Origin of the sequence: Diaphorobacter sp. J5-51 (genome assembly GCF_001023515.1) — a bacterium.
GTDB lineage: Bacteria > Pseudomonadota > Gammaproteobacteria > Burkholderiales > Burkholderiaceae_C > Diaphorobacter > Diaphorobacter nitroreducens.
The window spans coordinates 1-17,484 of sequence record NZ_JSYI01000100.1 but is presented as its reverse complement, the minus strand read 5'-3'; the positions used below and the strand labels follow the sequence as shown (position 1 = coordinate 17,484).

14 protein-coding genes are annotated in these 17,484 nt (G+C 67.5%); 3 read left to right on the top strand and 11 right to left on the bottom strand.

Annotated elements, in window-relative coordinates; translation table 11 throughout:
* The first annotated feature begins 125 nt into the window (after positions 1 to 125).
* Positions 126 to 1,292, top strand: coding sequence for a GGDEF domain-containing protein (locus OX89_RS13325; RefSeq protein WP_047350972.1), 1,167 nt, complete (start codon positions 126 to 128; stop codon positions 1,290 to 1,292).
* Between the two features lie 6 nt (positions 1,293 to 1,298).
* Here OX89_RS13325 and pgi read toward each other — a convergent pair whose 3' ends face one another.
* Both pgi and tal read right to left on the bottom strand, forming a co-directional pair.
* Positions 1,299 to 2,939 carry a glucose-6-phosphate isomerase gene (pgi, locus tag OX89_RS13320; protein WP_047350971.1) on the bottom strand — a complete coding sequence of 547 codons (1,641 nt, stop codon included), beginning with the start codon at positions 2,937 to 2,939 and terminating at the stop codon, positions 1,299 to 1,301.
* Complete coding sequence (gene tal / locus OX89_RS13315; protein ID WP_012655675.1) at positions 2,936 to 3,886, bottom strand: transaldolase; 951 nt, start codon at positions 3,884 to 3,886, stop codon at positions 2,936 to 2,938. Before tal ends, pgi begins: the two co-directional genes overlap by 4 nt.
* Positions 3,887 to 4,081: 195 nt before the next feature.
* Between tal and zwf the strand changes: the two genes are divergently transcribed.
* Both zwf and OX89_RS13305 read left to right on the top strand, forming a co-directional pair.
* Positions 4,082 to 5,557, top strand: coding sequence for a glucose-6-phosphate dehydrogenase (gene zwf / locus OX89_RS13310; protein WP_047350970.1), 1,476 nt, complete (start codon positions 4,082 to 4,084; stop codon positions 5,555 to 5,557).
* Positions 5,551 to 6,396 carry a MurR/RpiR family transcriptional regulator gene (locus tag OX89_RS13305; RefSeq protein WP_012655673.1) on the top strand — a complete coding sequence of 282 codons (846 nt, stop codon included), beginning with the start codon at positions 5,551 to 5,553 and terminating at the stop codon, positions 6,394 to 6,396. Before zwf ends, OX89_RS13305 begins: the two co-directional genes overlap by 7 nt.
* 260 nt (positions 6,397 to 6,656) lie before the next feature.
* On the opposite strand, the gene OX89_RS13300 is transcribed toward OX89_RS13305, so the two are convergent.
* The 9 genes from OX89_RS13300 to OX89_RS13260 all read right to left on the bottom strand — a co-directional run.
* Positions 6,657 to 7,151 carry a YbhB/YbcL family Raf kinase inhibitor-like protein gene (locus OX89_RS13300; RefSeq protein ID WP_011804144.1) on the bottom strand — a complete coding sequence of 165 codons (495 nt, stop codon included), beginning with the start codon at positions 7,149 to 7,151 and terminating at the stop codon, positions 6,657 to 6,659.
* Positions 7,152 to 7,229: 78 nt separating this feature from the next.
* On the bottom strand, positions 7,230 to 9,143 hold the full coding sequence (locus tag OX89_RS13295; protein WP_047350969.1) for a bifunctional UDP-sugar hydrolase/5'-nucleotidase: 1,914 nt from the start codon (positions 9,141 to 9,143) through the stop codon (positions 7,230 to 7,232).
* A 177-nt stretch (positions 9,144 to 9,320) separates the two neighbouring features.
* Entirely contained in the window at positions 9,321 to 10,355 is a 1,035-nt protein-coding gene (locus OX89_RS13290; RefSeq protein ID WP_047350968.1) for an ABC transporter ATP-binding protein, read from the bottom strand.
* A complete protein-coding gene (locus OX89_RS13285; RefSeq protein ID WP_047350967.1) occupies positions 10,352 to 11,329 on the bottom strand; it encodes an ABC transporter ATP-binding protein in 978 nt (325 codons plus the stop codon). Before OX89_RS13285 ends, OX89_RS13290 begins: the two co-directional genes overlap by 4 nt.
* Positions 11,330 to 11,511: 182 nt before the next feature.
* Positions 11,512 to 12,423, bottom strand: a complete 912-nt coding sequence (locus OX89_RS13280) for an ABC transporter permease (protein WP_011804140.1) — start codon at positions 12,421 to 12,423, stop codon at positions 11,512 to 11,514.
* A 277-nt stretch (positions 12,424 to 12,700) separates the two neighbouring features.
* Positions 12,701 to 14,052 (bottom strand): ABC transporter substrate-binding protein (locus OX89_RS13275; protein WP_369799291.1); only part of this gene is annotated, 1,352 nt, incomplete at its 3' end.
* 22 nt (positions 14,053 to 14,074) lie between these two features.
* On the bottom strand, positions 14,075 to 15,301 hold the full coding sequence (locus tag OX89_RS13270) for a M20 aminoacylase family protein (RefSeq protein ID WP_047350966.1): 1,227 nt from the start codon (positions 15,299 to 15,301) through the stop codon (positions 14,075 to 14,077).
* A gap of 1 nt (position 15,302) precedes the next feature.
* Positions 15,303 to 16,286 carry an ABC transporter permease gene (locus tag OX89_RS13265; RefSeq protein WP_011804137.1) on the bottom strand — a complete coding sequence of 328 codons (984 nt, stop codon included), beginning with the start codon at positions 16,284 to 16,286 and terminating at the stop codon, positions 15,303 to 15,305.
* Positions 16,287 to 16,435: 149 nt separating this feature from the next.
* Positions 16,436 to 17,484, bottom strand: a 1,049-nt coding sequence (locus OX89_RS13260) for an ABC transporter substrate-binding protein (RefSeq protein WP_047350965.1), incomplete at its 5' end; no start/stop codon positions are given.

Genomic DNA, 17,484 nt, shown 5'->3' with positions numbered 1-17,484 from the left:
CCTACGCAAAAGCAAGCTTTGCGCTCATCGCATAATTGTATTTATATGTAAATATTAGTAATTCATTGCTAGCGTTTCACTCTGGCCGTACCGCCATCGCACGGCCCTTCGCAGGAGCCTCCGCCATGCACACGACCCCTCGCCGTCTCTTTCCCTGCCTCCTCTCCCGCGACCCCTACCGGCGTGTGCGCGTCGGCATGGCGCTGCTCGCGCTGCTGCTGATGAGCTCCAGCGCCCTGGTGATGCTGTTGCTGCACCACCCCAGCGCAAACCACCACCTGGACGCTGTGCGGTGGTGGGCGGCGCTTTCGGTGGGGGGGCTCGCAGTCATCACGCTGCTGATCCGCACCGGCTGGTCCGAGCGGCTGCGCGATCCGTCCCTGACCCTGGTGCAAATGGCGTGGACCATCACCAGCGGCGCCGTGGCCTACGTGCTGGCAGGGGAAGGCCGAGGCGTGGTGCCCTCCGTGCTGGCCATGATCCTGTTCTTCGGTGCGCTGGGCCTGCCGCCGCGCCAGGTCGTGGGCATCGGGCTCTACGCGATGGCGGCGTTCTCGGTGGCGGTGGTCGTCTCGCCGCGTTTCTACGCAACGACGTTCGACGTCATGGATGGCGCCTACGCAGCCATGATCCTGATCGTGCTGGCCGGGTGCATGGTGGTGAACCTGCGCGTGCAGCAGATGCGCCAGCGCCTGGACCGGCAACGTGAGGCGCTGGCCGAAGCCCTCGCGGAAAACCGGGCGCTGGCCATGCGCGACGAGCTCACGGGCCTGTACAACCGCCGCGCCATGGTCGAGCTGATCCAGCTGGAGTGCCGGCGCCGCCGCCGGGGGCAGGGCACGTTGTTGTTCGCCATGATCGATGTGGACCATTTCAAGCGCGTCAACGACCACCACGGCCACGCCATGGGCGACCATGTGCTGCGGGTGTTCGCCGACGCCCTGCGCGCCAATGTGCGCGAAACCGATGTGCTGGCGCGCTGGGGCGGCGACGAGTTCCTGCTGCTGCTCAGCGACATCGAACCACGCAGCGCCCAGACCCTGCTGGAGCGCACGCGCGAAGCCATCGCTGCCCTGCCCGTGCCCAACGCACCGCCGGGCCTGCGCCTGAGCATGTCCGCCGGCCTGGCGCTGCACCTGCCCCATTCGTCACCCCAGGAAACGCTGGAGCGTGCCGACCAGGCGCTCTACGCCGCCAAGGACCAGGGCCGCAACCGGGTGGCCTTGGCTCCAGAACTCCAGCCGGCGCCTGTAGATGATGCGCCGGCCATGCCCCAGGCAGCGCGCGCCTGAGCCCCGTCAGAGCGGGAAGCGCACCCCGTTCCAGGCCGCCAGACGGCGCAACAGCCCCGCGCTGGACGGGTCCAGCCCCTGCACATCCCCCGTGGCCAGACGCGGCTCCAGGTCCTTGGCGATGCCTTTGCCCAGTTCCACACCCCACTGATCGAAGCTGTTGATGCCCCAGAGCGCCCCGCTGGTGAACACGCGGTGCTCGTACAGCGCGATCAGCGCGCCCAGCGACGCCGGGTCCAGACGCTCCAGCACCAGAAATGTGCTCGGCCGGTTGCCGCTGAAGCGCCGGTGGCCGTCGGCTTCTTCGGGCCGTCCCATCATCAGCGCCCGTGCCTGGGCCAAAGCGTTGGCCACCAGACGCGGGTGCTGGTCCGGCAAATCACGCCCCGGCTCGCGCAGCGCGATGAACTCCACGGGCACGGTGTCGGGCCCCTGGTGGATCATCTGAAAGAACGCATGCTGCCCATTGGTGCCCGGCTCGCCCCAGACCACGGGAGAAGTGGCATAGGGCAGCGGCTGGCCGTGCGCATCCACCCCCTTGCCGTTGCTCTCCATCTCCAATTGCTGCAGGTACGCCGGCAGGCGGCGCAGGCCATGGCTATAAGGTGCCATGCTGCGGCTGGAGAAGCCGTGGAAATTGCGGTACCACAGGTCCAGCAGCGCCAGCCGCACGGGCAGGTTGGATTCCAACGGCGCGGTGCGGAAATGCTCGTCCATCGCATGTGCACCCGCCAGCAGTGCGCGAAAGTGCGGCGCACCCACGGCAATGGCAATCGGCAGCCCGATGGCGGACCACAGCGAATAGCGTCCGCCCACCCAGTCCCAGAAGCCCAACGTGGTGGTGATGCCGAACTGCGCCGCCGCTTCCAGGTTGGTCGTCAGTGCATAGAAATGGCGCGCCAGCGGCAGCCGCGCCCGCGCGTCCTCGCTGCCGCCCTGGTCCAGGAACCATGCACGCGCCGCCTGTGCGTTGGACATGGTCTCGGCGGTGGTGAAGGTCTTCGACGCAATGAGGAACAGCGTGCTTTCGGGCCGCAGCTGGCGCAACAGGCTGCCCAGCTCCATGCCGTCCACGTTGGAGATGAAGTGCAGGCGCTTGCCCGGGTGGCGCAGGTCGTCCAGCGCCTTGACCACCATCGCCGGCCCCAGGTCCGAGCCGCCGATGCCGATGTTCACGATGTCGGTGATGCCATCGTCAGCGCGCACGCGCTCGGCGAGGGCCAGCATGTCCTCCAGCATGGCGTGCACGTCGTGCAAGGCAGAGGCGATTTCAGGCGCTACTGTATCGATAGCTGCTTGCGCTTGATATGCATGCCCTGGAGCCGGTTTTCGCAACAACCAATGCATCACCGCGCGCTGCTCGGTGTTGTTGATCGGTCGGCCCTCGAACATCGCATCGCGGTAGGCCACCACGCCGCATTCACGCGCCAGCTGCAGCAGCAGCGCTTCGGTGGGCGCGTCGATCAGGTTCTTGGACAGGTCCGCAAACACATGCGGAGCGTCCTGGCTGAAGCGCTCGAAACGCTGCGCATCCTGCGCAAATGCGGCGCGCAGGTCGAAGCTGCGGCCGGCGCTTTCGTAATGGGCACGCAGGCGCTGCCACGCGGTCGTGTGGTCGCAGCGGGTGCGGGGATCGTCAAAATTCATGCAGCGGCTTGCATCAGTTGTTCCAGCTTGGCCGCGTCCGCCGCAAATGCGCGGATGCCTTCGGCCAGCTTCTCGGTGGCCATGGCGTCGGCATTGAGCGCATAGCGAAAGCCCGCCTCGTCGTACTGCACGGGTTGCAGCGCAACGCGGCGTGCCGCCTCGGGGTCGAGCACGCGTGCCACCGGCGCATCGCTGGCGGCCAACTGGGCCAGCAGTTCGGGGGCAATGGTCAGCAGGTCGCAGCCCGCCAGCGCGACGATCTGCCCGGTGTTGCGAAAACTCGCACCCATGACCTCGGTGCCGATGCCGAAGTGTTTGTAATGGTTGTAGATGGCGCGCACGGACTGCACGCCCGGGTCATTGGCGCCGGCCATGGCGGCCTCGTCCCAGTTTGCGCCGGCCTGCTTCTTGTACCAGTCGTAAATGCGTCCGACGAAAGGCGAAATGAGCTGCACCTTCGCCTGACCACAGGCCACCGCCTGTGCAAACGAAAACAGCAGCGTAAGGTTGGTGTGGATGCCGCGCTGCTCCAGTTGGCGCGCGGCCTGGATGCCCTCCCACGTGGCGGCGATCTTGATGAGCACGCGGTCGATGTGCAGCCCTTCGGCCTGGTACAGCTCCACGATGCGCTCCGCACGCGCCACGGTCGCCGCGGTATCGAACGACAGGCGTGCATCCACCTCGGTGGACACGCGCCCAGGGATGATCGACAGGATCTCGCAACCGAAACGCACGATCAGGCGGTCCATCAGCTCGTCGATGGCGCGGCCATGCCAGCGCGTCACGCAGTCCTTGAGCAGCGGCGCGTACTCGGGCTTTTGCACGGCCTTGAGGATCAGCGAGGGGTTGGTGGTGGCGTCCTGCGGCTGGAACTGGGCCAGCTGCTTGAAATCGCCGGTGTCGGCCACCACGGTGGTGTACTGCTTGAGCGCGTCGAGTTGGTTCATGGCGTGTTGTCCAGGGAGAAAGGCGCGGGGAGCCCAGCCCCGGCGCGTAACCGGCAAGTGTATGCGCGGCCACGGCCCGTCCCGTATCGGTCAATGCCGACCATGAAACTCGATAACATCGTGCACTGGATACGGACCACATGCGGGCACCGTTTTCCCATCGATCAACCCTCTACACATCACCGCAGCTGGCTCATGAGCTTTGATCTGGTCCTCTTTGGCGGCACGGGCGACCTCGCCTGGCGCAAGCTGCTGCCCGCCTTGTTCCAGGCCTTTCGCCACGGGTCGCTGCCGCCGCAGGGACGCATCATCGGCGTGGCGCGCGACGCGCTGAGCGACGGCGATTACCGCGCGCTGATTGCCCGGCGCTTTGCCGATGTGGAGGGAGAAAAACGCCCCAGCGACGAAGAATTCGAACGCTTTGCCGCGCTGTTGCAGTACCAGCGCATGGATCTGTCCCAGCCAGAGGATTACGCCCTGCTGGCGCGGCGCCTGCGCGAGCGCCATGCCGACACGGTGGTGATGTACCTGGCCACCGCGCCCGCGCTGTTCACCACCGTCTGCGAGCAGCTCGGCGCTGCCGGCCTGGCGACGCCCGCCACCCGCGTGGTGCTGGAAAAGCCCCTGGGGCACGATTTGGCTTCCAACCGTGCCATCAACGCCGCGGTGCGCAGCGTGTTCGACGAACGGCAGATCTTCCGCATCGACCACTACCTGGGCAAGCCCTCGGTGCAGAACCTGCTGGCGCTGCGCTTTGGCAACGCGCTGTTCGAACCCCTGTGGCGGCGCGAGACCGTGGCCAGCATCGAGATCACCATGGCCGAGCAGCTGGGCGTGGAGCAGCGTGGCGCCTTCTACGACCAGACCGGCGCGCTGCGCGACATGGTGCAGAACCACGCGCTGCAGCTGCTGTGCGCGATCGCCATGGAGCCGCCCATCAACGCCCATGCCGATGCCATCCGCGATGAGAAGCTCAAGGTGCTGCGTTCGCTGAGTACGTGGACACCCGCCACGCTGCTGCAGGACGTGGTGCGCGGCCAGTATTCCACCGGCACCACGGCCTGCGAGGGCGTGCGCGCCTATGCCGACGAGGACGGCGTGGCACCCGGCAGCACCACCGAAACCTTCGTCGCCCTGCGCACCGAGATCGCCAATTGGCGCTGGGCGGGCGTGCCGTTCTACATCCGCACCGGCAAGCGCCTGGCCGCGCGCGAGGCACACATCGCCATCAACTTCCGTCCCACGCCCCACGCCATCTACCGCACGCCGCTGGGCGCAGCCAACCGCCTGGTGATCCACCTGCAGCCGCGCGACGGCGTGGCGCTGCACCTGTTTGCCGCGGGGCAGGAAAAGCGCGGCATGCGCATTTCCGAAGCCCAGGCGCTGGCGCCCGTGCAGCTGGACCTGGACTTCGACCAGCGCTTTGGCAGCCAGCGCGTGGGCGCGTACGAGCGGCTGCTGCTGGACGTGATCGCCGGGCGCCTGAATCTGTTCGTGCGCGCCGACGAACAGGAAGCCGCCTGGCATTGGGTGGAACCCATCATGCAGGCCTGGGCCGAGCAGGACGCCCGTGGCGAAGGCCCGCGCCCCTATGCCGCTGGCAGCTGGGGCCCCAGCGCCGCCAGCGCGCTGGTGGCCCGCGAAGGACACACCTGGATGGAAGAATGCTAGACCGCATCACCGCTTCCCTGCCCTCGCTCGCCCCCGCCGAGCAGCGCGTGGCCCAACTCGTGCTGGACGACCCGCGCGCCTTTGCCCACCTGCCGGTGCGCGAGCTGGCCGCGCGCGCGCGCGTCAGCAAGCCGACAGTGGTGCGCTTTTGCCGCAGCATGGGCTATGACGGCCTGGCGGACTTCAAGCTCAAGCTGGCCGGCAGTGTGAGCGAGGGCGTGCCCTTCATCCACCGCAGCGTGGACGCCGACGACAAGACCAACGACGTGCTGGTGAAGGTGGTGGACAACGCCGTGGCCGCCTTCCTGCAGTACCGCAGCGCCGCCAGTACCAATGCGCTGGAGCGTGCGGCCGAGGCCATCGCCAGCACCTGGCAGACGGGGCGGCGCATTGAGTTCTACGGCGCGGGCAACTCCGGCATCGTGGCGCAGGACGCGCAGCACAAGTTCTTTCGCCTAGGCATCACCAGCATCTCCACCAGCGACGGCCACATGCAGGTGATGAGCGCCACGTTGCTGGGCCCGGGCGACTGCGCGGTGATCATCAGCAACTCGGGCCGCACGCGCGACCTGATGGACGCAGCCGACATCGCGCGCAAGAACGGCGCAACCACCATTGCCATCACCGCCAGCGGCTCGCCGCTGGCACACACCTGCCGCATCCACCTGGCGGCCGACCACCCCGAGGGCTACGACCGCTACAGCCCCATGGTCTCGCGCCTGTTGCACCTGCTCATCATCGACGTGGTCGCCACCTGCGTGGCGCTGCGCATCGGCGAGCCGCTGCAGCCGGTGCTGCAGCAGATGAAGAACAACCTGCGGGCCAAGCGGTATACCTGAGGGCACCCCCCTGAGCGGCTGCGCCGCTTCCCCCTCTCTCTACGCGCTGCGCTACGGGAGGGGGGACACCGCCAGCGCCCGGGCCAAGCCCGCTGCGCGGCGGTTGCTGGGATGGGGCGCGCCAGTTCCATGCCGTGCGCCCTATGGCGAAGCACAAAAACAATAGCTGCTACCGCCTGCCCCGCTTGGACTTCAGAAACAAAAGCATCTGAAATCAAGCATTGGCAAGCGGTAGCAGCTCTCTTTTTCAGAGCGCCGCTTCAGCGCCCGTAGGTGGCGGTGAAGCTCGCCTTGGCCAGGGTATGGGCGTTCACCATGAAGCCGGCGAGCGCGGCGGGGGCGTCGTCGGGCACATCGATGCGCTCCACCGACAGCGCATGCACCGTGAAGATGTAGCGGTGCGGCTTGTCGCCCGGCGGCGGGCACATGCCGCCCCAGGCGTACTGCCCGTAGTCGTTGCGGATCTGGCGCGCGCCAGCCGGCAGGTGGGCGCCGCCCTTGGCGCCGGCGTTGGCGGGCAGCTCACTCACCGAAGCCGGCAGATCGATCACATACCAGTGCCAGAAGCCCGAGCCCGTGGGCGCGTCGGGGTCGTACACGTTCACGGCAAAGCCCTTCGTGCCCTCGGGCGCGCCGCTCCAGCGCAGCACGGGCGACTGGTTCCGACCGCTGCAGCCAAAGCCGTCGAACTCGAAGCTCTGTGCAATGGTGCTGCCGTCGGCGATGTCGGGACTGGTGAGGGTGAAGGCGGTCATGCGCGGTACTCCTGGGGTTCGTTGACGGGAAACCGTCAGTATGCCCGCGCATTCCCGCCGTTCACTTCACGGGTCCCGTCACTGCCCCGCGAAGCTCTTGGTGCTGTAGAGCTCGTGCGGCAGCCGGTTCAGCACGGGCAGGCCGGTGGCGGCGTCGCGCGGCTGCTTGTCGATGTAGCTGAAGAAGACATCGGCATCCAGCACGCCGATGTCCAGGCGCCGCGCCGCGGGCACTGCCGCCAGGGTCTTGTAGCCGTCGCCGCCCGTGGCGTTGAAGCTCAACACGAAGAGCCTGTAGGTCTTGGCCGGATCGATCGGCCCCCAGGTGCCGGTGGCGGCGTTGCGCACTTCGAGACCGGAGGCGCGCTGGCCGAAGGCGGCCGAGGCGTTCACGTCGAAGCGCAGGCCGCCGGTATAGGGATAGGGCCCGGTCGATCCGCCCGCCTTGAACACGGCCTCCAGGCCGTCTTCGAGCATGGATTTCACCTCCGCGCCGGTCACGTCCAGGCGAAACAGCATGTTGCCGAAGGGCAGCACCTGGATCACCTGCGCTGCTGTCACCGTGCCGTCCAGCGCAATGCGCACACCGCCGCCGCTTTGCAGCGAGATGTCGGCGCCGCCGTACTTGGCATTGCCCTCGTCCACGTAGGCCTGCGCCACCAACTGCTGGATGTCGCCGCCGCGCAGATGCACGCTGCCCTCGGCGTTGCATGTGGGGCTGGAGCCGCCCGAGCCGGGGTTGCCCGGCACGCGGCGGAAGCACAACTCCTTCGGCACCACCGCCACGTTGGTCTTGTTGAAGACGGCCACGCGGTCCTTGAACGGCTGCAGCGCCGTGGTGGCGGCGGCGGCTGGTTGCGTCACGCGCAGAAAGCCCTTGGCTGCGACGTCCGCATCGATGGCCTTCTTTTCGGCATCGGTCGGGGGCAATTTGTTGATGGTGAAGTCGCTACCGATCAGCACATGCGGCGTGCCGCTGCACTGCGTGAGCTCGCCCTTGCCGTCAAAACGCACCTTCAGCTCGCCCACCACCTGCGCGTATTCCCAGGCCTGCACCACGCAGACGTTCTTGCCGTCCTTGTCGGTCACGCGCGTGGGATAGGCGCCACTGGGCGTGCCCACGCCCGTGGTCTTGAGCGCGTCGGGGCCCAGCAGCGTGTGCGAATCGCCGCCCACGATCACGTCCACGCCGCTGAGCTTGGCGGCGATTTCCTTGTCGTAGCCATAGCCCACGTGGCTCATGACGATGATCTTGTTGATGCTCTGGGCGCGCAGCTTGTCGATCTCACGCTGGGCCGCCGTGACTTCGTCCTCGAACGTGGTGTCCGCGTCGGGGCTGGACGAGGCCTTGGTCTTGCCCGCAATCGTCAGGCCGACGATGCCGATCTTCTGGCCGCTGCGCTCCACCACGGTGGAAGGCTGCACGTAACCGGGTGCCTTGGTGGCGTTGAGCGCCGAGCCGGCACCGAACTTCACGTTGGCGCTGAGCACCGCCGTCTTGCAGGACCCCTTCTTGAGCAGGTCCAGGAATCCCTTGAGGCCCGCGTCACCCTTGTCGAACTCGTGGTTGCCCAGCGTGAAGGCGTCGAAGCACACGGTGTTCATCAGCGCGGCATCGGCCTCGCCGTCCGCGCCCGCGCGGTTGAAGTACAGCGTGCCGGTGAGCGCGTCGCCCGCATGCAGCTTGAGCACGTTGGCGCCCGCGGCCTTGGCCAGGCTGTCGAAGGCCGCGGTGACGCGCGCAAAACCACCGGCTTCGACGGCCACGTCCACAGGCGCGGCGCCGCCCGTGGACAGCTTCAGCGTCTTGGACTTGGCGTCCAGCGTGGAGTGGTGGTCGTTGATGTGCAGGACGGTCAGTTCCAGCGGCTGGGCCTCGTCGTCATCGTTGCCACCGCATGCCGCCAGCACGCCACACGCCGCCAGCGCCACCGCGCCCATCCGCACCCGCCGCCCGTAGGGCTTGTTGGCCCATTGCATCCACGAACCCATGTTCTCGCTCCCTGTTGAATCGTTACAGAGTGGAGATGGTGGGAAGCAAGGATGACAGCGCCGTGAAAGCCCCACACGCGCGCCCGCAGAACAGGGGGCGCGGCCCCTTTTTGCTCACATAAAAAGAGCATTTACCGCTTGCTGCACAAGCGTTAGGGCCGTTTTTCTATCGAACCCTCATACCGCCAACTCCGCCAACGGGATGCGTTTTTCCTGCACGCCGTGGCAGGCCACGCGCGTGCCGCCGTCATCGATGAGCTGGGGGCGCTCGGTGCGGCAGCGGTCGTTGGCGTAGGGGCAGCGTGGGTTGAACGCGCAGCCCGGCGGCGGGTTGAGCGGGTTGGGCACCTCCCCTTGCACGGGCGTGCGCGCGCGGCCGGTGTCGTGCATCTTGGGGATGGCGTCCAGCAACATGCGCGTGTAAGGGTGGCGCGGGTTCTCGAACAGCACCTTCTTGTCGGCCAGCTCCACCAGCCGGCCCAGGTACATCACGCCCACCTGGTCGCTCACGTGGCGCACCACGGCCAGGTTGTGGCTGATGAACAGGTAGGTGAGCTGCCGCTGGCGCTGCAGGTCCTTCATGATGTTGAGCACTTGCGCCTGCACCGACACGTCCAGCGCGCTGGTGGGTTCGTCGCACACCAGGAACTCGGGCTCGGTGGCCAGGGCACGCGCGATGGAGATGCGCTGGCGCTGCCCGCCCGAGAACTGGTGCGGGTACTTGGCCATGTCCAGCGGCGACAGGCCCACGGACTGCAGCAGTTCGCCCACGCGCTTCTTGAGCTGTGCAGCGTCGGTGATGAGACCATGCTCGCGCAGGGGCTCGCCGATGATGTCCTCCACCAGCCAGCGCGGGTTCAGGCTGGCATAGGGGTCCTGGAAGATCATCTGGATGCGCCGGCGCATGGCGCGCGCATCCTTGCCCTTGAAAGCGGCGTGCGCGTCCTGCCCGTCGAAGGTGAGGCCGCCGCGCGTGGGCTCGTACAGCCCCACCAGCAGGCGCGCCACGGTGCTCTTGCCGCAGCCGGACTCGCCCACCAGGGCCAGCGTCTTGCCGCGCTCGATCGTGAATCCCACGCCGTCCACCGCATGCAGCAGCGCGCGCGGCTTGCGCTCGATGACGCGGTTGAGCCAGGGCGCGGAGACATCGAACGTCTTGGCGAGGTCATGCGCCTGCACCAGCGGTGCGGTGGTGGTCGTCGTGGAGCTCATGCGACCACCTCGCTCGTCACGTCGTGCAGCCAGCAGGCGGCCTGCGTAGCGCCGGCGGGCATGAGGTCGGGGCGCGCCTGGCGGCAGCGGTCGAAGGCGCGCGGGCAGCGCGGGTTGAAGGCGCAGCCCTCGGGAATGGCGTTCAGGCGGGGCATGGCTCCGTCGATCTGGTTGAGGCGCTCGCGGTCCTGCTCCATGTCGGGAATGGACGCCATGAGGCCGGCGGTGTAGGGATGGGCGGGCTGGTTGATGACCTCGTGCACGGGGCCGATTTCGGCCACGCGCCCGGCGTACATCACGGCCACGCGGTCGCAGGTCTCGGCGATCACGCCCATGTCGTGGGTGATCAGCATCACGGCCGCGCCGCGCGTCTTGCAGATGCTCTTGAGCAACTGGATGATCTGCGCCTGGATGGACACGTCCAGCGCCGTGGTGGGCTCGTCCGCCACGATGAGCTGCGGCTCGGCCGCCAGCGCCAGGGCAATCACCACGCGCTGGCGCATGCCGCCCGAGAACTGGTGCGGGTAGTGGTCGATGCGCTGCTCGGCCGCGGGAATGCCGGTGTCCTTGAGCAGGTCGATGGCCCGCTGGCGCGCCTGCGCGGCGCTCATGGGCAGGTGGGTGAGGATGGTCTCCACCAGTTGCTGGCCCACGGTGTACAGCGGGTTGAGCGAAGTCAGCGGGTCCTGGAAGATCGCGCCGATCTTGCGCCCGCGGATGTGGCGCATCTGCTCGTGCGGCAGGTTGTCGATGCGCTGGCCCTGCAGCACGATCTGGCCCGAGGCCACGCGCCCCGGCGGCTCCAGCAGACCGATGATGGACGCGCCCGTGAGCGACTTGCCCGCGCCGGACTCGCCCACCACACCCAGGATCTCGCCCGGTGCGATGGAGAACGACACGTTGTCCAGCGCGCGCAGCGTGCCGCGGCGGCCAGGGAATTCGACGACGAGGTTGTGGACTTCGAGAAGTGACATATCAGTTATCCAGTGCAGTGCGCGCCGCCCGCATCGCATGAAACGGGCGCCCCCATAACGAGGGCAGCCGAGCAAGGGTCCGGGCCGGCCGCGCCGCAGCGAGGGCTGCGCCCCCCTGCCCGCATGGCGCAGCCATGCGAGAGCGGAGGGAAGGCGCAAAGCGACTCAGGAGGTGTTCCATTTCAGCGCAGGCGCGGGTTGAGTGCATCGCGCAGCCAGTCGCCCAGCAGGTTCACGGACAGCGCGATCAGCACCAGCATCACGCCGGGGAAGACAGTGATCCACCACTCGCCGGAGAACAGGTAGTCGTTGCCGATGCGGATCAGCGTGCCCAGCGAGGGCGACGTGGGCGGCGCGCCCACTCCCAGGAAGGACAGCGTGGCTTCGGTAATGATGGCCGTGGCCACCTGGATGGTGGCCAGCACCATGACCGGCCCCAGCACATTGGGCAGCACATGCTTGCGCATGATGCGCAGCGGCGACACGCCGGTGACGCGCGCGGCCTGCACGTATTCCTTGTTGCGCTCCACCAGCGTGGAGCCGCGCACGGTACGCGCGTATTGCACCCAGCCCGTGAGCGAGATCGACAGGATCAGCACGCCGAAGGCCAGCGAATCGGGCGCGTTGGGGAACACCGCACGCCCCACGCCGGCAATCAGCAGCGCGATCAGGATGGCGGGAAACGACAGCATCACGTCGCACAGGCGCATGAGCACGCCGTCCACCCATCCGCCGCGAAAGCCCGCCACCAACCCCAGCGCCACGCCCACGACGACCGACAGCGCCACGGAGGCCAGGCCCACCACCAGCGAGATGCGCGCGCCGTAGATCAGCGCCGAAAGGATGTCGCGGCCCTGGTCATCGGTGCCCAGGGCGTACTTCCAGGTGCCTTCGGCCTGCCACACGGGCGGCAAGCGCGCGTCCGACAGCTCCAGCGTGCTCAGGTCGAACGGGTTGTGTGGCGCCACCCAGCCGGCAAAGATGGAGCAGAACACGCACACGGCGGCAATCAGCGCCGCGATGATGGCCACGGGCGAGGTGCGAAAGCTGTGGGCCACGTCGCTGTCGTACCAGCGCAAGAGCGTTTGTTTCATGGGCGAAGGGTCAGGCAAAAAAGGGAGAAGGCGGCAAGGTCGTACGGTCAGGGGCCCACGCCCATCCACTTGAAAGGCATGGTGTTGTCGGCCATCTGCACCAGGCGGATCTTCTTGGACACGCCCCAGGCCAGGGCCTGCTGGTGCAGCGGGATGTAGGCAATGTCGGCGGCCTGCAGCAGCAAAGCCTCGCGCAGCAGCGCGTCGCGCCGGGTCTTGTCGGTCTGCGTCTGGACCTGCAGCAGCAGCGCGTCCAGCCGCGGGTTGCAATAGCCCNAAGTGGCCCGCGCCCTCGCCGCGCGGGCAGGCCGCCAGCGCGTTCAGCGCACCGTGTGCGTCGTAGGTGGAGGGCGTCCAGCCCATCAGGTAGAAGCCCGCGTCGCGTCGCAGGATGCGCGGGTAGTACTGCGCCTTGGGCTCCGCGCGCACCGTCACGCGCACCTGCAGGGTCGCCAGCTGTGCAGCGATGGCGGTGCACAGCGCCGCGTCGTTCACATAGCGGTCGCTGGGGCAGTCCAGCGTGAGCGCGAAGCCCTCGCCATAGCCGGCCTGCGCCATGAGCGCGCGCGCGGCCGCCACGTCGTGCGGCAGCCGCTTGACGTCGGACTGAAAGCCATTGACGCCCGGTCCCACGATGAGCGCGGCCGGCGTGGCGGCGCCGCGCATCACGTTCTTGATGAGCGCATCAATGTCGATGGCCTGGTAGAAAGCCTGGCGCACGCGCCGGTCCTTGAAGGGGTTGGCGCCGCGCACGCTGGCGTACGGCAGCTCGTCGCTGTGCTGGTCCATGCCCAGGAACAGCGTGCGCAACTCGGGCCCCGTGACCACGCGCACCAGTCCGGCGGCGCTCACGCGTTCGATGTCCTGTACCGGCACGGGCTCCATCACGTCCACGCGGCCGGCCAGCAGCGCGGCCACGCGCGCCTCGTTGTCCGGGATGGGCAGGAAGACGACTTGGCGTGCGTTGCTCTCGATGGTGCCCCAGTAGCGCATGTTGCGCTCGAACACGGTGCGCTGCTGCGGGCGGCGCTCGGCCAGGCGGAACGGCCCCGTGCCATTGGCGCGCAGCGCGGCGGCCTGCCCCGCGGCCCCGCGCGCGTCGCCTACCTGCGCGATGCCCTGCGCCTCGCTCCAGCGCTGGTTCAGCATGTAGACGTGCGACAGCAGGGCCGGCAGCAGCGGCGTGGGCTCGCGGGTTTCGATCTCGATGGTGTGCGCGTCCAGCTTGCGCACCTCGCGCACGCCGCTCAGGTAACTGCGCATGTCCGAGCCTTCGGACTGCGCGCGCCGCAGCGAAAACACCGCATCGTCGGCCGTGAAAAGCGCACCGTCGTGGAAGGACACGCCGCGGCGCAACTCGAAGCGCCACACGGTGGGGGTGGTCGCACGCCAGGCCAGCGCCAGCGCAGGCACCAGGCTCAGATCCTTGTTGCGTCCCACCAGAGGCTCGTACACATTGCCGGTCAGGCTGAGCTGCAGCGATTCATTGAGCGCATGTGGGTCCATCGACAGCGCATCGCCCTGGTTGGCCACACGGATGGTTTGCGCATTAGCTACCAAAAATATAGCTGCTAGCGCTTGCAGTACAAGCGCCAGGGCCATATTTCGCATCCAGACCGTGCTCCGCATCATGCTGCTGTACCGTGCGGTCTCACTGCGCTTGCCCCAGGGGCATGGCCTGCTCGACCAGGCCGGCATGCAGGGCCGCGCCCAGGGGCAGCACGTCGTCATTGAAGTCGTAGCGGCTGTTGTGCAAGGTGCTGTTGCCAGCGCCCATGCCCTGCCCCAGGCGCAGGTAGGCGCCGGGCCGGGCCTGCAGCATGAAGGAAAAGTCCTCCGCGCCCATGCTCGGCTCCAGGTCGCGCTCCACGTTTTCTTCGCCCACCAGCGACGCAGCCACGTCGCCTGCGAAGCGCGCATCGCTCTCGGTGTTGATGGTGGCAGGGTAGATGCGCTCGTAGCGAACGGTGGCGGTAGCGCCAAAGCCCAGCGCGATGGCGTTGCACAGCTCCTTGATGCGGCGCTCCACCATCTCCTGCACGGCAGGGTCGAACGTGCGCACCGTACCCACCAGCGTGGCCGTGCCCGGCAGCACGCTGAACGCGCCCAGGTCGCCCGCCTGCACCGCGCACAGGCTGATGACTGCGCTCTCCAGCGGCCGCACGTTGCGCGAGACGATCCCCTGCACGGCGGTGACGATGTGCGCGGCTACCAGCACCACGTCCACCGTCTGGTACGCATGCGCACCGTGGCCGCCGCGCCCGGTCACTTCGATCGTGACGCGGTCGGCCGCAGCCATCATGGCGCCGCTGTTGATACCCACGGTGCCGGGCCGCATGGCCGGCCAGTTGTGCATGGCGTACACCGACTGCACGGGAAAGCGCTCGAAGAGCCCGTCCTCGATCATCACGCGCGCACCGCCCAGGCCTTCCTCGCCGGGCTGGAAGATCAGCACCGCCGTGCCGTCGAAATGGCGCGTGGCCGCCAGGTAGCGCGCTGCACCCACGAGCATGGCCGTGTGCCCATCATGGCCGCAGCCATGCATCAGGCCGCTCTTGCAGGACTTCCAGGCGAAATCGTTGTGCTCGGCCATGGGCAGCGCGTCCATGTCGGCCCGCAGACCGATCATGCTGCCGCTGCTGCGGCCCTGGCCGTGGATGATGCCCACCACGCCGGTACGGCCGATGCCTTCGTGCACCTCGTCCACGCCTGCGTGCCGCAGCGCCTCGCGCACACGGGCGCTGGTGTAGACCTCTTCAAAGCCCAGCTCGGGGTGGGCATGCAGGTCGCGGCGGAATGCGGTGAGCTCCGGGTGGTACTGCGCGATGTGCGCAAAAGCGCGTCCGCCTGCCTTCAAGCGCTGCTGCACGGCCTGCATGTCAGTGCCCTCCCGCCTTGCCGCCCACGCGCAGGCGCGGGTCCACGGCGAAGTACAGCAGGTCCACCACCAGGTTGATGACCACGAAGATCAGCGCGATCAGGCAGAGGTAAGCGGCCATCACGGGGATGTCGGCAAAGGTCACGGCCTGGATGAACAGCAGGCCCATGCCGGGCCACTGGAACACCGTCTCGGTGATGATGGCAAACGCAATCAGGCCGCCCAGTTGCAGGCCGGTGATGGTCATCACCGGCACCAGCGTGTTCTTGAGCGCATGGCCAAAGTGGATGGCGCGGTCGGTCAGGCCACGCGCACGGGCGAACTTGATGTAGTCGGTGCGCAGCACTTCCAGCATCTCGGCGCGCACCAGGCGCATGATCAGCGTGAGCTGGAAGATGGCGAGCGTGATGGCCGGCAGCGTGATGTGGTGCCAACCCTTGGCCGTGAGCAGGCCTGTGCTCCACCACCCCAGTTGCGTGACATCACCGCGCCCGAAACTGGGGAACCATCCCAGCGTGACCGAGAACACCAGGATCAGCAGGATGCCGATCAGGAATGTGGGCAGCGACACGCCCAGCAACGACAGCGTCATGAACACCTGGCTGGTGACGGTGCCGCGCTTGAGCGCCGCATACACCCCCATGGGCATGCCCACCGCGAGGGCGATGAAGGCGGCCACCAGCGCCAGCTCCAGCGTGGCCGGGAAGCGCTCGGCGATCAGCCGCGAGACCTTGGCCCCCTGGCGCAGGGAGAGTCCGAATTCGCCCTGCGCCGCATTCACCAGGAAGTGCCAGAACTGCACGATGAATGGCTGGTCCAACCCCAGGGCAGCACGCATCTCGGTGATCTGCTCGGGCGTGGCGTCCTGCCCCAGTAGGAAGACCACGGGGTCGCCCACGAACTGGAACAGCATGAACGAGATGAAGGCCACGGCGACCATGACGATCACGGCCTGGATAAGTCGACGCAGGATGAAGGCAAGCATTCTCGGGCTTTTGCAAGATGTCGGGCCATGCTAGCAGGCATCGGGGCGCAGCCAAGGCTCGTCCCCGCAGCGGCCGGGTGCTTAGCCTGGCCGTGGTTCGCCTGCGCGGGTGCTTTCCGCACGCAGGCGGTACGTTATGGCACGGCCGCTCACTGGACCTTGACGGTGCGCATGTCGATGCGGTTGTCGGCGCGATGCACCAGCTCCACATTCTTCTTCATGGCCCAGGGGATGACCTGGTCGTACAGCGGCAGATGCGAGACCGTGTCGTTGGAGAGCTGCAGCGCCTCGGTCAGCATGCGCGCGCGCACCGGAGCGTCCGTCTCGGCCTTGATGCGGTCCACCAGGTAGTCCATGCGCTCATTGCGATAGCGGCCCACGTTGTAGTTGCCATCGCCACCAGTGCCCACGCTGCGCACCAGCGATTGCAGGCTGTACAGCGCGTCAAAGGTCGGCACGCCCCAACCCAGCATGTAGATGCTGGCTTCGCTGCGCTGGATCATGGGAAAGTAGGTCACCAGCGGCAGCGTGCGCAGCTTGGCCTTCACACCGATGCGCGCCCACATGGCGGTGACCGCCTGGCAGATGGCCTCGTCGTTGATGTAGCGGTTGTTGGGGCAGGCGAAGTCCACCTCGAAACCGTCGGCATAGCCGGCCTCGGCCAGCAGCTTCTTCGCGGCCTCGACGTCGTAGGGCATGCGCTTGCCCACGGCCTCCGACCAGCCTGCGACCTGCGGCGCCACCAGGGTACCCGTCGGCTTGCCCAGGCCGCGCAGGATGTTGCGCGTGAGGGCATTGGCGTCGATGGACTGGTACAGCGCCTTGCGCACGCGCAGGTCCTTCAAGGGGTTCTTGGCCTTGATGTTGGAGCCCACGAGTTCATCCCGGAACTGGTCCATGCCCAGGAAGATGGTACGGTTCTCCAGCCCGTCCACCACCTTGATGGTGCCCGACGAGCGCAGGCGGGGCAGATCCTGCGGTGAGGGGTCCAGCACCAGGTCCACCTCACCCGACAGCAGGGCGGCAATGCGCGTGGCGGCCGACTTGATGGGGGTGTAGACGATCTCGGTCACGTTGCCTTCCATCTGGCCCCACCAGTTCGGATTGCGCTTGAAGACCATCTTCACGTCGGGTTGCCATGTCTCCAGCGTATAGCAGGCCGTTGAAAAAGTGCTTTTCGAACGCATCAGGGACGCTG

Excerpts from the sequence above, each read along its gene's own strand:
- OX89_RS13280 (WP_011804140.1), bottom strand. The coding sequence starts at position 12,423 with ATGAAACAAACGCTCTTGCGCTGGTACGACAGCGACGTGGCCCACAGC.
- OX89_RS13325 (WP_047350972.1), top strand. The coding sequence starts at position 126 with ATGCACACGACCCCTCGCCGTCTCTTTCCCTGCCTCCTCTCCCGCGAC.
- OX89_RS13305 (WP_012655673.1), top strand. The coding sequence starts at position 5,551 with ATGCTAGACCGCATCACCGCTTCCCTGCCCTCGCTCGCCCCCGCCGAG.
- OX89_RS13295 (WP_047350969.1), bottom strand. The coding sequence starts at position 9,143 with ATGGGTTCGTGGATGCAATGGGCCAACAAGCCCTACGGGCGGCGGGTG.
- OX89_RS13285 (WP_047350967.1), bottom strand. The coding sequence starts at position 11,329 with ATGTCACTTCTCGAAGTCCACAACCTCGTCGTCGAATTCCCTGGCCGC.
- zwf (WP_047350970.1), top strand. The coding sequence starts at position 4,082 with ATGAGCTTTGATCTGGTCCTCTTTGGCGGCACGGGCGACCTCGCCTGG.
- tal (WP_012655675.1), bottom strand. The coding sequence starts at position 3,886 with ATGAACCAACTCGACGCGCTCAAGCAGTACACCACCGTGGTGGCCGAC.
- OX89_RS13265 (WP_011804137.1), bottom strand. The coding sequence starts at position 16,286 with ATGCTTGCCTTCATCCTGCGTCGACTTATCCAGGCCGTGATCGTCATG.
- OX89_RS13300 (WP_011804144.1), bottom strand. The coding sequence starts at position 7,151 with ATGACCGCCTTCACCCTCACCAGTCCCGACATCGCCGACGGCAGCACC.
- pgi (WP_047350971.1), bottom strand. The coding sequence starts at position 2,939 with ATGAATTTTGACGATCCCCGCACCCGCTGCGACCACACGACCGCGTGG.
- OX89_RS13290 (WP_047350968.1), bottom strand. The coding sequence starts at position 10,355 with ATGAGCTCCACGACGACCACCACCGCACCGCTGGTGCAGGCGCATGAC.
- OX89_RS13270 (WP_047350966.1), bottom strand. The coding sequence starts at position 15,301 with ATGCAGGCCGTGCAGCAGCGCTTGAAGGCAGGCGGACGCGCTTTTGCG.